12 protein-coding genes are annotated in these 13,117 nt (G+C 72.0%); 6 read left to right on the top strand and 6 right to left on the bottom strand.

What is annotated here, in order from left to right; genetic code table 11:
- The first annotated feature begins 258 nt into the window (after positions 1-258).
- The 4 genes from OG948_RS10980 (at position 259) to OG948_RS10965 (ending at position 4,152) form a co-directional block, all read left to right on the top strand.
- On the top strand, positions 259-1,083 hold the full coding sequence (locus tag OG948_RS10980; protein ID WP_406295822.1) for a lysophospholipid acyltransferase family protein: 825 nt from the start codon (positions 259-261) through the stop codon (positions 1,081-1,083).
- A gap of 32 nt (positions 1,084-1,115) precedes the next feature.
- Complete coding sequence (gene macS, locus OG948_RS10975; RefSeq protein ID WP_406295820.1) at positions 1,116-2,264, top strand: MacS family sensor histidine kinase; 1,149 nt, start codon at positions 1,116-1,118, stop codon at positions 2,262-2,264.
- Complete coding sequence (locus OG948_RS10970) at positions 2,261-2,965, top strand: response regulator (RefSeq protein WP_406295818.1); 705 nt, start codon at positions 2,261-2,263, stop codon at positions 2,963-2,965. Before macS ends, OG948_RS10970 begins: the two co-directional genes overlap by 4 nt.
- Before the next feature lie 161 nt (positions 2,966-3,126).
- Positions 3,127-4,152 (top strand): 6-phosphofructokinase, encoded by a 1,026-nt coding sequence (locus OG948_RS10965; RefSeq protein WP_406295816.1) that lies wholly within the window; start codon positions 3,127-3,129, stop codon positions 4,150-4,152.
- Positions 4,153-4,250: 98 nt separating this feature from the next.
- Here the strand turns inward: OG948_RS10965 and OG948_RS10960 are convergent, their stop codons facing one another.
- From OG948_RS10960 to OG948_RS10945, 4 genes are all read right to left on the bottom strand, one after another.
- Positions 4,251-5,612 (bottom strand): hypothetical protein, encoded by a 1,362-nt coding sequence (locus OG948_RS10960; protein WP_406295815.1) that lies wholly within the window; start codon positions 5,610-5,612, stop codon positions 4,251-4,253.
- Positions 5,613-5,748: 136 nt separating this feature from the next.
- Positions 5,749-6,198 (bottom strand): nitroreductase family deazaflavin-dependent oxidoreductase, encoded by a 450-nt coding sequence (locus tag OG948_RS10955; RefSeq protein WP_406295813.1) that lies wholly within the window; start codon positions 6,196-6,198, stop codon positions 5,749-5,751.
- A gap of 44 nt (positions 6,199-6,242) precedes the next feature.
- A complete protein-coding gene (locus OG948_RS10950) occupies positions 6,243-7,136 on the bottom strand; it encodes a phosphotransferase (protein WP_406295811.1) in 894 nt (297 codons plus the stop codon).
- Positions 7,137-7,552: 416 nt separating this feature from the next.
- Positions 7,553-9,415, bottom strand: coding sequence for an anthranilate synthase family protein (locus OG948_RS10945; protein ID WP_406295810.1), 1,863 nt, complete (start codon positions 9,413-9,415; stop codon positions 7,553-7,555).
- A 295-nt stretch (positions 9,416-9,710) separates the two neighbouring features.
- On the opposite strand from OG948_RS10945, the gene OG948_RS10940 reads away from it, so the two are divergent.
- Both OG948_RS10940 and OG948_RS10935 read left to right on the top strand, forming a co-directional pair.
- Positions 9,711-11,045, top strand: coding sequence for a class II 3-deoxy-7-phosphoheptulonate synthase (locus OG948_RS10940; RefSeq protein WP_406295808.1), 1,335 nt, complete (start codon positions 9,711-9,713; stop codon positions 11,043-11,045).
- Between the two features lie 80 nt (positions 11,046-11,125).
- A complete protein-coding gene (locus tag OG948_RS10935) occupies positions 11,126-12,151 on the top strand; it encodes a threonine aldolase family protein (protein WP_406295806.1) in 1,026 nt (341 codons plus the stop codon).
- Positions 12,152-12,164: 13 nt separating this feature from the next.
- Here the strand turns inward: OG948_RS10935 and OG948_RS10930 are convergent, their stop codons facing one another.
- Both OG948_RS10930 and bfr read right to left on the bottom strand, forming a co-directional pair.
- Positions 12,165-12,476, bottom strand: coding sequence for a bacterioferritin-associated ferredoxin (locus tag OG948_RS10930; RefSeq protein ID WP_406300225.1), 312 nt, complete (start codon positions 12,474-12,476; stop codon positions 12,165-12,167).
- A 144-nt stretch (positions 12,477-12,620) separates the two neighbouring features.
- Positions 12,621-13,103 carry a bacterioferritin gene (bfr, locus tag OG948_RS10925; RefSeq protein WP_395862373.1) on the bottom strand — a complete coding sequence of 161 codons (483 nt, stop codon included), beginning with the start codon at positions 13,101-13,103 and terminating at the stop codon, positions 12,621-12,623.
- Positions 13,104-13,117 lie beyond the last annotated feature (14 nt).

The raw sequence follows: 13,117 nt of genomic DNA, 5'->3' as shown, positions 1-13,117 counted from the left end.
CGAGTGGTTCCGCCTCTCACCCCGTAACACCTGGACGCCTCGGAATCGTCCCACGGGGGTGCGCGATGCGTACAGCGGCGCCGCGTGGCCGGCGGCCGGCCCGGGAGGCGGCCCGCACGGCCGGCCGAGGATCCACCGCGAGCGGCCCGCGGCCGGGTTCCGGGGCCCGGTCGGGCGGTTTGCCCGACCGGGCCGTACGCGGGTCCCGGCCCGGGGGCATGCTCTAGGGTTCGTCCTGTCCCGAGGAGGAGGTCAGGGTTGTTCTACCGGCTGATGAAGATCATCGTCGGCCCCGTGTTGAGGCTCTTCTTCCGCCCCTGGGTGGAGGGTGAGGAGCACATCCCGGACCGGGGCCCGGCGATTCTGGCGAGCAACCATCTCTCGTTCTCGGACTCGTTCTTCCTGCCCGTCGTGGTCCCGCGCCGGATCACCTTCCTGGCGAAGTCGGACTACTTCACCGGCCGCGGGGTCAAGGGCCGGCTCACCGCCGCGTTCTTCAAGGGCGTGGGCCAACTCCCGGTGGACCGCAGCGGTGGTCGTGCCAGCGAGGCCGCGCTCGACGCCGGCCTCAAGGTGCTGCGCGAGGACCACCTGTTCGGCATCTACCCCGAGGGCACCCGTTCGCCGGACGGTCGGCTGTACCGGGGCAAGACCGGGATCGCCCGGCTCGCGCTGGAGTCGCACGCCCCGGTGATCCCGGTGGCGATGATCGACACCGAGAAGATCCAGCCGCCCGGCAAGATCGTGCCCAAGGTGATGCGGGTGGGCATCAGGGTCGGCGAGCCGTTGGACTTCTCCCGTTACGAGGGCATGGAGGACGACCGCTTCATCCTGCGCGCGATCACCGACGAGATCATGTACGCGCTGATGGAGTTGTCCGGCCAGGAGTACGTGGACATGTACGCGGCCGACGCCAAGAAGCGGATCGACGAGGCGCGCAAGCAGGCGTCCAAGGCGGCCGACAAGACGGCGGGCGACAAGACGGCGGCCGACAAGCCGGCGGACCCGACGGATGCCGCCGACCCGGACGCCGCGCCGACCCCGAACGACGACTCGGGCGGTTCCGGCCGACCCGCCGCCTGACCGGGCGGCACCCGGCACACCTGGGGGTTCACGTGGGGGTCGAGCAGTCGCTGTGGCGGGCGCTCACGGTCTTTCGCACGCTCGCCCTCGTCTACGCGGTCGTGCGGTACGCCCAGGTCGCGGACGAGTATCGGCACCCGGTCGGCGGGTGGGCCGTGATGGCGCTGCTCGTGGTCTGGACGGCGGTGACCGCGTACGGCTTCCGCAAGCCCGCCTTCCGCGAGCCTCCGCTGCTGATCCTGGACCTGTGCGTGGCCGTCGGGTGCCTGGTCGCCACCCGGTGGCTGGACGATCCCGAGCGGGTCGCCCAGGGCACGATGACGCTGCCCACGGTGTGGGCCTCGGCACCGGTGCTGGCGTGCGCGATCAAGGGCGGTTGGCGGACCGGCTCGGCCGCGGCGCTGACGATAGGCGCCGCCGACATCTTCGAACGCAGCGCGCTCACCGCCGACAACCAGCACAACATCGTGCTGTTGCTGCTCGCGGGCGGCGCGGTCGGCTACGTCGTGGAGATCGCCCGGGTGAGCGAACAGGCGTTGACCCGCGCGCTGCAGCTGGAGGCGGCCACGCGCGAACGCGAGCGACTGGCCCGGGACATCCACGACAGCGTGCTCCAGGTGCTCGCGTTGGTGCAACGGCGCGGGGCCGAGATCGGCGGGGACGCCGCGGGCCTGGGCAAGTTGGCCGGTGAGCAGGAGGTGGCGCTGCGGCAGTTGATCTCCGCGACGCCGGCCCGGGTCGAGTCGGCCGACCTGCCCGGTTCCGGGGAGGACGGCGACCCGGCCCGGCAGGATCTGCGGGTGCTGCTGGGCGGCTTCGCCGGCGCGCGCGTGACGGTGTCCTCGCCGGGTACGCCGGTATTGCTGCCGACCCCGGCGGCGCGCGAGGTGACCGCGGCCGTCGCGGCGGCGCTGGACAACGTGCGCCGGCACGCCGGTGAGCAGGCCAACGCGTGGATCCTGGTGGAGGACGAGCCGGACGAGATCGTGGTCAGCGTCCGGGACGACGGTTCGGGGATGGCTCCGGGCCGGTTGGAGGCGGCCCGGGCCCAGGGCCGGTTGGGCGTGGCCCAGTCGATCGAGGGTCGGGTGCGTGATCTCGGCGGCAGTGTGGTGTGGTCGTCGGTGACGGGAGAAGGCACCGAGCTGGAGTTCCGGGTGCCGAGGCAGGGGAGCGGATGAGCGAGACGAGTACACCCACACCGGGGAGCGAGCCGGCCCCGACGCCGCTGAAGGTGCTGGTCGTCGATGATCACCCGATGTGGCGCGAGGCGGTGGCCCGCGACCTCACGGCGGCGGGCCACGACGTGGTCGCCACCGCCGGCGACGGCCCCGAGGCGGTCCGGCGGGCCCGGGCCACCTCGCCGAACGTGGTGATCCTGGACCTGCACCTGCCCAAACTGCCCGGCGTCGAGGTGGCGCGCGAACTGGTCCGGCACGACCCGTCGGTGCGGATCCTGGTGTTGTCCGCCAGCGGTGAGCAGGAGGACGTCCTGGAGGCGGTCAAGGCGGGCGCGACCGGATACCTGGTCAAGTCGGCGAGCCGCGAGGAACTGGTGGACGCGGTGGGCCGGACCGCGGTCGGGGATCCGGTGTTCACCCCCGGGCTGGCCGGTCTGGTGCTCGGCGAGTTCCGCCGGATGGCCACCGACCCGCCGCGCAAGGACGCGACCGGCGGCCCGGCCGCGCCGCGGCTGACCGACCGCGAGACCGAGGTGCTGCGGATGGTCGCCAAGGGCCTGTCCTACAAGCAGATCGCCCAGCGCCTGTTCCTGTCCCATCGCACGGTGCAGAACCACGTACAGAACACTTTGAACAAGCTGCAGTTGCACAACCGGGTGGAACTCGTGCGCTATGCCATCGAGAAGGGTCTGGACGACTAGGCCCTGTCCGGGTCGTCGGTGTGGATCCGGGTCGACATCCGGGTCTGCTCGATCCGATCAAGTCGGGTACCTCGAACGGGTGGTGGGAAGAGTCGAGGTGGCTTCTCGCACCGGTAGCGTGGGCCGCGAATCGTACCGGACGGAAGAAATCGGAGATTTCGATGCGTGTCGGAGTACTGACCGGCGGCGGCGACTGCCCGGGGCTGAACGCGGTGATCCGGGCGGTCGTCCGCAAGGGCGTCCAGGACTACGGGTACGACTTCATCGGTTTTCGGGACGGCTGGCGCGGGCCGCTCGAGGGCGACACCATGGCGCTCGACATCAAGGCCGTACGCGGCATCCTGCCGCGCGGCGGGACCATCCTGGGCTCGTCCCGGACCAACCCGATCAAGGTCGATCGTGGCATCGAGCGGATCCGGGAGAACCTGGCCAAGCTCGAGGTGGACGCGCTCGTGGCGATCGGCGGCGAGGACACCCTCGGCGTCGCGACCCGCCTGCACGAGCACGACGTCAAGGTCGTCGGCGTGCCCAAGACCATCGACAACGACCTGAACGCGACCGACTACACGTTCGGCTTCGACACCGCGGTCAACATCGCCACCGAGGCGATCGACCGACTGCACACCACCGCCGAGTCGCACCGCCGGGTGCTGATCGTCGAGGTGATGGGCCGGCACGCGGGCTGGATCGCGATCCACTCGGGGATGGCCGGCGGAGCGAACGTGATCCTGATCCCGGAGCAGAACTTCGACGTCGAAGAGGTCTGCGCCTGGGTGGACAGCCGGTTCCGCACCAACTACGCGCCGATCATCGTGGTCGCCGAGGGCGCCATCCCGCTGGCCGGTCAGATGGTCACCAAGGACCAGACGCTGGACGCGTTCGGCCACGTCAAGCTGTCCGGCATCGGCGACTGGCTGGCCACGGAGATCGAGAAGCGCACCGGCCACGAGGCGCGCACCACGGTGCTCGGCCACGTGCAGCGCGGCGGCACTCCCACCGCGTTCGACCGGTGGTTGGCCACCCGGTTCGGCTTCCACGCGATCGACGCGGTGAATGCGGGCGACTGGGGCAGGATGGTCGCGCTGCGCGGGACGGACGTGGTGACCGTGCCGCTGGAGGAGGCGACCCGCGAGCTCAAGACCGTGCCGCCGGCCCTGTACGAGGAGGCGAAGGTGTTGTTCGGCTGATCCGTCGCCGAACCACCGCGCGTTCGCCGCGGATCCTGCGCCGAACCACGGCGTACCACTGCCGGCCCGCCGCGCGGGCGCGCGACGGGCGGGTTCGGTCAGGCGCCGGGATCGGGCTCGATTCCGGCGCCTTGCCGGCGGTTCCTGCGGGCGAAGTACACGATCGTCGCCCCGACGCCGGCCAGGACGACCCAGATCGCGACGGTGGCGAGGGTGGAGGTGTCGTCCTCGTCCTCCTCGCGCTGCCCGGCCGCCGAGTCCGGGGCGGTCGGCGGCAGTTCCGGGCGCAGCTTGGGCGGGCGGGGCGGCACCCCGGCGTTGGGCACGTGGAACACCCGGAAGTCGCTGCGCGAGGCGAGTGCGCGGTCGGTTCCCTCCGGCGCGCCACCGCCGACCAGCACCGCGAGGTCGCCGCCCGCCACCGGCGAGCCGGTCGGGATCGACACACGCACCGTGATCGCGGTGAGCTCGCCCGGCGGCAGCGGCCGCCGGCCGTCCCACGGTTTGGGCGTCAACTCGCCGACCAGGTGCGCGTCGCGTCCGTTGGCGGGGTCGGTGAGCACCGCGAGCGGCACCGGGAGCCAGCCCCGGTCGTGGTCGTCGTACGCCTCGACCACCAACTGCTGCGGCGTGATCGGGGACTGGCCGCTGGTGAACACCAGTTCCGGACGCACCCCGGGGATGATCCGGTCGGTGTCGTTGCCGAAGGTGACCCGGAACTCGGCGGCACCGGCCCCCGCGCGCAGCCAACCGGGCACGCCCACCAGGTCGAACGTCGGCCCGTCGGAGCGCCGCGCGGTCGGCACCACCTTGGCGGTGCCGCCGAGGTGCTCCGTGCCCGCGTCCGGCACCGACGGGGAGCGGGTTCCACCGGGATCCGGCGGACGCGTGGGCATGGCCCCGTCCGGTCCCAGCAGCGCGGAGTCGGCCGCGTAGCCGATCACGAAGCGCGGCTCGTCACCGGCGCCCGGGGGTGTGGGTCGGCCGCCCACCAGCACCTGTACGAACTGCGCGGGCACGTTCGCCGCGATGGTGAACCGCAGCCGGAACTCGACCGAGGCGCCGGGCGCCAGGCGACCCGAGGTCGCGTCGATCGCGCCCGGACCCGGGAAGGGCAGTCGTGCGCCGCCCTCCGGGTCCAACGGGGTCGGGGTCCAGCCCGCGTGCACCGGATCCGGTATCTCCAGGCGCACCTGCTCGGCGGCCAGTCGCCCGGTGGCGCCGGTGATCTCCACCCGCGGTTCCAGCAGCAGCGGGATCTCGCCGGTGTTGTGCGCGCTCGCGGTGAGTTCGACGGGAGCCGCGGGTCGGATCCGGTCCGGCATCCCGCGCACCTCGACCACCTGCCCGATCGGCGGTTCCTGCACGGGCGTGGGGTCGGGGACCGGCGCCGCGTGCCCGGTCGGCGACCCGAGAAGCACGAGGAGGGCCGTCGAGGCGAGACAGCGGCGCAGGCGCATGCGGGGTACCCGTCGTAGGAAGGAGCTTGCTCGACCGTAGGTTCGAACGGCCGGAGCCTACCGGGCGGTACGGGCCGGGCCACACCGATATAAGCGATGCGGGCCGGCCGTCGGGTCCCGACGCCGGGGCCGCTGCTCAGGAGCCGTGCGGATCGCCCGCGCGGCGCAGCCGGATCACCGGGATGTCCCGCCGGGTCTTGTCCTGGTAACCCGCGTAGGGCGCGAACACCTCGACCAGATGCGGCCACACCCGCGCCTTCTCGGCGGGGGTCAGCGTCTCGGCGGTGGCGGCGAAGCGCTCGGTGGCCACCCGCAGGCGGACTCGGGGTTCGGCGGTCAGGTTCAGGTACCACAGCGGGTGGTGGTCCGAGCCGCCGAGCGAGGCCACGATCAGGTAGTCCTCGCCGTCGCGCCCGTAGATCAGCACGGTGCGGCGCCAGACGCCGCTCTTGCGGCCCAGCGTGTCCAGGAGCAGGCACGGCGCGCCCTGCATCGTCACGCCCTTGGTGCCGCCGGATTCCTCGTAGAGCCGGGCCTGGTCGGCAACCCACTTGCGGGGACTGGTCGTTGCGTCGAGTTCGGGCATTCGTACCTCCGGGGGGTGGGTTCGGGTGGTTCGGGGGATCCGGGTCACTCCGCCGTCCGGTGGGCGGGGGAGCGGGTCGTGCGCGGTGGGCATGCCCGCAGGTGGGCGCGGGCCGCGCGGGCCTCGGCCAGCGCGGTCAACCGGGCGTTCCACGGGGCCGCGTGGGTGGCGCCGATCCCGCGCGAGCACTGGTTGGTGGCGGCGAACACGAAGGTCTCCATCGCCTCCCGGGAGACCGTGCGCCAGCAGGCGAACCGATCCGCCCAGGAGGCCGCCTGTTCGGCGGTGTGCCCCTCGTCCATCAGCCGGCTGGCCACCAGGGTGACCTCGATCCAGGCGGGGCCCCGGGCGGGCTGGGCCCAGTCGACCAGGTAGGCCCGGGGGCCGCGATCGTTGATCAGCACGTTGTGCGGGTGTAGATCGGTGTGCAACAAGCTCTCGCCGCGCAGGAGTTCGAGCTGACGACCGGTGAGCAGCGGACGCCAGCGCTCCTCGATCCGCGGCAGCGGCAGATCGCGGACGGCGACCCGGCCGAGTCGGCGCAACGCGTCCGCGACCAGCGGCAGATCCGCCGTGCCCGGTGCGAAGTCGGCGTGTCGGCCGACGATGTGGTCGAAGCCCAGGAGCACCCAGTCGTCGAGCCGGATCTCCCAGCGCAACCTCGGCGACACGGCGCCCACGTGCGGCGCGATCCGGGCCTCGACGCGTTGTTGCGACACCGCCGGGTGATCGCGCGGGACGCCCTTGACGAAGTAGCGGGAGTGTTCGGTGGTCACGGTCGCGGCGAACTCGCAGTTGAATCCGGCCCACACGGTGGCGACGGCCAGCACGCGTCCCGCACACCGTTCGACCGCGGCGCGCGCGTCCGTGGGCAGTTCGTCCCACAAAGTACGCGGCGCCGTATGGAAGTTCGGCGGCGGAAGCGGCGGATCAGCCATCGGCTTCCGGTGGTGACGGTGGCAGCGGGCGCGGCCCGCCGAAGGTCACTCCGCATTTGCGGCAACGTTTGCGACCGCTCCAGTCGACGGGGTCGTGCGGCGGACAATCGGAGCCCACGGGAACCCCCTCCACTGGAAACCGGTCAACGAACGGGGTCGAGCATCCTCCGTCGTACCGCGGCGAGCAACGCGATTATGGTCGCACGCCGGTGCGACGAAGGGGCCGGTCCCGGCCGGTCGGCGACCCCCGCGGGCGCGCCTCGGACCGACCGTCTCGGATCGCCTCGGATCGCCTCGGATCGCCTGGGACCACCCGGGACCGCCTTCGACCGCCCGGACCGGCCGCGTCCCCCGTGCGCCCGGCCGTCCCGGGCCGGGCGCCTCGGGCGGGCGCGTGCGCGCGTGCGCGACGGACCTCACAGCCCGGCGAGCAACTCCCGCACGATGCCCAGGCCGTTGTGGGTGAGCACCGACTCCGGGTGGAACTGCACGCCCGCGAGCCGCATCCGGCTCGACCGCAGCGCGTGCACCTGCCCGCTCTCCGGATCCGCGGCGAACTCGACGTTGGCTACGCCGCCGGCCGGCCGCACGGCCGCGAACGCGTTGTAGAAGCCGACCCGCTCCGGCCGACCGAACAGGTCGATCTCGACCTGCTTGCCCTGATACGGCCGCGGCTTGCGGACCAGCTCCAGACCCAGCTCGTGCGCCAGGAGCTGATGGCCCAGGCAGACCGCGAGCAGCGGTCCGCCCGCGTCCAGGCGGGTGCGCAGCAGTGCGCCCATCAGCCGGATCTTGCGGTGCGCGGTGTCCCTGGGGTCGCCCGGACCCGGGCCGAGCACGACCAGTTCCGCGGCGCGCACCCGGCGCGAGGTGACGTCGTCGTACGAGCGCAGCTCCACGTGCAGGCCGAGGGTGCGCAGCACGTGCGCGAGCATCGCGGTGAAGGTGTCCTCGCCGTCCACCACCAGCACCCCGCGGCCGGCCAGTTCCGGGGCGCGCAGCGCGCTCTCGTCCCGGGGCCGGAGCCAGAACGGCGCGAGCGCGGTGTTGCGCGCGGCCAACAGCGCGCCGACCTCGGGATCGGCCGCGAGCGCCGGGCCCGCCGCCCGCTCGGCGGCCGGCACCACACCGAGCGCGGCCAGCACCCCGGCCGCCTTGGCGTGCGTCTCGGCGACCTCGTCCGCGGGCCTGGAATGCCGGACCAGGGTGGCGCCGGCGGGCACCCGCAGGCCGCCGTCGGGGGTGATGTACGCGGTCCGGATCAGGATCGGCGCGTCCAGCGTGCGCCGCCCCTCGTCGTCGCGCCCGATCAGCGCGAGCACGCCGGAGTAGTAGCCGCGCCCGGTCGGCTCGTGTCGGCGGATCACCCGGCACGCGTTCTCCAGCGGGCTCCCGGTCACCGTCGGCGCGAACATGGTGCCGCGCAGCACCGCGGCGACGTCGTGCGAGGTGATCCCGCGCAGCAGGTACTCGGTGTGCGTGAGGTGGCCCATCGGCTTGAGGAACGGGCCCTCGACCGCGCCGCCGAGGTCGCACACCGCGCTCATCATCTTGAGTTCCTCGTCGACGACCATGAACAGCTCGTCGATCTCCTTGGGATCGCGCAGGAACGCCATCAGCCCCTCGCGCGAGGGCCCCTCGGCCGGGTGCCGGTAGGTCCCGCTGATCGGGTTCATCACCACCTCGCCGCCCACCGAGCTGACGTGCCGCTCCGGACTGGCGCCGACCAGGGTGAGGTCGCCGGTGTGGATCAGGTAGGTCCAGTACGCGCCGCTCTCCCGGGTCAGCAGCCGGTGCAGCAGGGTGCCCGCGGAGGCCGGCGTGTACCCCTCGATGTGATCGCGGTAGTCGCGCCGGATGACGAAGTTGGCGCCCTCGCCGCGGCCGATCTCGTCCTCGATCACCCGCTTGACGATGGTGGCGTACGTCTCGTCGTCCACGTCGAAGCCGCCGCCGCGCAGTTCGACCGGCACCCGCGGCAGCGCCGCCAGCACTTCGTCCAGGGGCAGCAGGCGCTGCTCGGTGACCTTCAGGCAGCACAGCGGCGTGCCGTCTTGGTGATGCTCGAACCCGCGCTCGCGGATCTGCGCGTAGGGCACCAGGGCGAGCAGTTCGTGGCCGGGTCCGCCGGCGGCCGGCAGCGGCAGGTCGTCGAGGTCTCGGACGTCGACGATCTCGCCGGTGAGCAGTTCGACCTCGGCCGAGTGCTCGCGCCGGATCAGCGCGAAGGGCGGCGGGGCGTCGCGGAACAGCGGGGACAGGGCGTCGGCGGTGCGCATGGGTGCTCCTCGGTGGGGAAGAGACGCCCTCCCGACCGGGCGATCCGCCGGTTGTCCGCCCCGGCCGGGGCGGAGGTCCGCCCGGTCCGGGAAAAACAAAGGGCCGCCCTGCCGGGCGGCCGTCGGATCGTCAAGGTGATCGCGAAGTCAGTGGGCCGCCGCAGGGACGGGCCACCAGGAACTCCGATGGAGATTGATCGCGATCACGGCCTCACCATATCGGGCGGGCCGAGTCGGCGTCTCGCTCTCCGGGCGGTGGACTCAATCGGGTTGCCTCTCCGCTTAGTCTTGAGCGGTGACCCTGAACGACATCGAATCCTGGCGTACCCTCCCGGCGGCCCAACAGCCCGAGTGGCCGGACAACGAGGCCCTGGGCTCCGCCCTCGCGGACCTCCGTTCCTATCCGCCGCTCGTCTTCGCCGGCGAGTGCGACCAGCTTCGTGGTCGGCTCGCGTCGGTGGCGAAGGGCGAAGCGTTCCTGCTCCAGGGCGGCGACTGCGCGGAGACCTTCGTCGGCAACACCGCAGACGCGATCAAGAACAAGCTCAAGACCCTGCTCCAGATGGCCGTCGTGCTGACCTACGCGGCCTCGGTGCCGGTGGTCAAGGTCGGCCGCATGGCCGGTCAGTACTCCAAGCCGCGCTCCAGCGGCATGGAGACCCGCGACGGGGTGACCCTGCCGTCCTACCGGGGCGACGCGGTCAACGAGCTGGCCTTCACCGAGGCCGCGCGCACGCCGGACCCCGAGCGGCTCAAGCGCATGTACCACTCGTCCTCCGCGACGCTGAACCTGGTCCGCGCGTTCACCACGGGCGGTTACGCGGACCTGCGTCAGGTGCACGCGTGGAACCAGGACTTCGTCGCGCTCTCGCCCTCGGGCGAGCGCTACGAGCGGCTCGCGGCCGAGATCGACGGCGCGATGCGGTTCATGCACGCGTGCGGGACCGACCCCGAGGAATTCCGCACCGTGGAGTTCTACGCCAGCCACGAGGCGCTGATCCTGGACTACGAGGACGCGCTGACCCGGGTGGACTCGCGCACCGGCGACCTGTACGACGTCTCCGGCCACATGGTCTGGATCGGCGAGCGGACCCGGCAGCTCGACGGCGCGCACGTCGAGTTCGCCTCCCGGATCCGCAACCCGATCGGCGTCAAGCTCGGCCCGACCACCTCGCCCGAGGACGCGCTCGCGCTGATCGACAAGCTGGACCCCAACCGCGAGCCGGGCCGACTGACCTTCATCGTCCGGATGGGCGCGGGCAAGGTCCGGGACAACCTCCCGGCCCTGGTGGAGAAGGTGGCCGCGGCCGGCGCCCATCCGGTGTGGGTGTCCGACCCGATGCACGGCAACACGTTCGAGGCCTCCAGCGGACACAAGACCCGCAGCTTCGACGACGTCCTCGACGAGGTCAAGGGCTTCTTCGAGGTGCACCGGGCGCTCGGTACCCACCCGGGCGGCATCCACGTCGAGCTCACCGGTGACGACGTCACCGAGTGCGTGGGCGGCGGCGACGAGATCTTCGTCGACGACCTGCACCAGCGCTACGAGACGGCGTGCGACCCGCGGCTGAACCGCAGCCAGTCGCTCGACCTGGCGTTCCTGGTCGCGGAGATGTACCGCAAGAGCTGACCGCGCGCGGATCACCACGATCGTCGAAGGGCGGACCCTCCCGGGGGTTCGCCCTTCGGCGCGTCTGTAATGCTGCCGGTATGACCTTCACGGACCTGCGCAGCGACACCGTCACCAAGCCCGGCCCCGCGATGCGCGCGGCGATGGCGAACGCCGAGGTCGGCGACGACGTCTACGCCGAGGATCCGACCGTCCGGGCGCTGGAGGAGTACGTCGCGGATCTGTTCGGGCACTCCTTCGCGCTGTTCGCCCCGACCGGGGTGATGGCCAACCAGCTCGCCGTGCGGTTGGCCGTGCCGCCGGGCGGCGAACTCGTCCTGGACGCCGACGCGCACATCGTCGCGCACGAGGACGCCGCGGCGGCCTGGCACGGCGGTGTGCAGACCCGGACCACGCTCAGCCCGCGCGGCCTGCTGGAGGTCGCCGACCTGGCCCGGCTGATCCGGGTGGACAACGCGTACACCGTCGGCACCCGCATGGTCGCGGTCGAGCAGACGCACAACCGGGGCGGCGGCTCGGTGTACCCGCTGGAGCGGTTGACCGCGATCCGCGACCTGGTGCACGGGTACGCACTGCCGCTGCACTGCGACGGAGCGCGGATCTGGAACGCGCACGTGGCGACCGGTACACCACTGCGGGCCTACGGCGCGCTGTTCGACACGCTCAGCGTGTGTCTGTCCAAGGGGCTGGGCGCTCCGGCCGGTTCGGTGCTGCTGCTGCCCGCCGAGTACGAGGCCGAGGCGCGTCGGATGCGGCACCGGATGGGCGGCGGGCTGCGCCAGGCGGGCATCCTCGCGGCGGGCGGACTGTACGCGCTCGAGCACCACGTCGAGCGGCTGGCGGAGGACCACGAGCACGCGCGGGGGTTGGCCGATCTGCTGCGCGACGCGGGCTTCGCGGTACTCGACCCGGAGACCAACATCGTGCTGGTCGAACTGGGGGAGGGGCAGCCGGACGCGGCGGCGGTGGCGGAGCGCTGCCGTGCGGAGGGTGTGCTGGTGTCGCCGTTCGGGCCTCGGCTGATCAGGCTGGTCACGCACATGGACGTGGACGCGGCCGGGTGCGCGCGTGCCGCGACGGCGATCGCGCAGGCGGCGAAGGGCTGATCAGGGGCGCCGATCAGGCGGCGGAGTGCCGGCGCAGCGGGACCACGTTGTCGGGCACGGCCGAGGCGGCGACCGCGGGCATCGGCAGCGGGACCGGCTCGGGGGCCGGGGCGGTCCCGCAGGGGGTCGCGCACGTCTCGGTCTCGCCGCACAACTCGCGCCGGCGGCGGCGCGACTCGTCGCGCGGCAACATCGCGGTGATGCTCTTGACGCAACGCCCGCAGTCGGTGCCGGCACCGCCGCAGGACTGGGCTATCTCACGCATGGTGCGCGCGCCATCGGCAATCCGGTCGTTCACCTGTTTGTCGGTGACACCGAAACACATGCAGACGTACACGGAGATTTCCCCCCAGCGGCGAGGTTACTTAGGTAAGGGTAACCTCAGCGTTCGCCGGGGGGAATACCGGGTGATCGGTAACACAATCCGAGCGGTTGCCCGATCGCATCCGGGAATGTCCCGAGCCGCCGGTCAGCTCTCGTTCGGCTGCTTGAGCAGGCCCGCGATGTAGAGCTGCTCGCCCACCTCGGAGAGCAGGGCGAGCTGCGTCTCCAGGTAGTCGACGTGCTCCTCCTCGTCGGCCAGGATCTCCTCGAAGATGTTGGCCGAGGTCACGTCGCCCTTCTCGCGCATCAACGGGATGCCGCGCCGCAGCCGCTCGACGGCCTCCATCTCCACCGCCAGGTCGGCGCGGAACATCTCCTCCAGGTTCTGGCCGATGCGCAGCGCGTTCAGTCGCTGGTAGTTCGGCAGTCCCTCGAGCATCAGGATGCGGTCGGTGAGCTTCTCGGCGTGCTTCATCTCGTCGATGGACTCGTGGCGGGTCCAGGCCGCGAGCTTGATGTAGCCCCGGTGCTCCTGCATCTTCGCGTGCAGGAAGTACTGGTTGATCGCGGTGAGCTCCGCCGTGAGCTGTTCGTTCAGGAGCTCGATGATCTGCGGGTCACTGTGCATCGCGACGCACCTTC

It is taken from the genome of Embleya sp. NBC_00888, from assembly GCF_045207655.1.
GTDB lineage: Bacteria > Actinomycetota > Actinomycetes > Streptomycetales > Streptomycetaceae > Embleya.
The sequence above is the reverse complement of the archived record's forward strand: the minus strand, read 5'-3'. Positions and strand labels throughout refer to the sequence as shown.

Bases quoted from the DNA above. Each gene is read 5' to 3' on its own strand.
- OG948_RS10970 (WP_406295818.1), top strand. From the start codon at position 2,261: ATGAGCGAGACGAGTACACCCACACCGGGGAGCGAGCCGGCCCCGACG.
- OG948_RS10965 (WP_406295816.1), top strand. From the start codon at position 3,127: ATGCGTGTCGGAGTACTGACCGGCGGCGGCGACTGCCCGGGGCTGAAC.
- OG948_RS10960 (WP_406295815.1), bottom strand. From the start codon at position 5,612: ATGCGCCTGCGCCGCTGTCTCGCCTCGACGGCCCTCCTCGTGCTTCTC.
- OG948_RS10955 (WP_406295813.1), bottom strand. From the start codon at position 6,198: ATGCCCGAACTCGACGCAACGACCAGTCCCCGCAAGTGGGTTGCCGAC.
- OG948_RS10950 (WP_406295811.1), bottom strand. From the start codon at position 7,136: ATGGCTGATCCGCCGCTTCCGCCGCCGAACTTCCATACGGCGCCGCGT.
- OG948_RS10945 (WP_406295810.1), bottom strand. From the start codon at position 9,415: ATGCGCACCGCCGACGCCCTGTCCCCGCTGTTCCGCGACGCCCCGCCG.
- OG948_RS10935 (WP_406295806.1), top strand. From the start codon at position 11,126: ATGACCTTCACGGACCTGCGCAGCGACACCGTCACCAAGCCCGGCCCC.
- OG948_RS10930 (WP_406300225.1), bottom strand. From the start codon at position 12,476: ATGTGTTTCGGTGTCACCGACAAACAGGTGAACGACCGGATTGCCGAT.
- bfr (WP_395862373.1), bottom strand. From the start codon at position 13,103: ATGCACAGTGACCCGCAGATCATCGAGCTCCTGAACGAACAGCTCACG.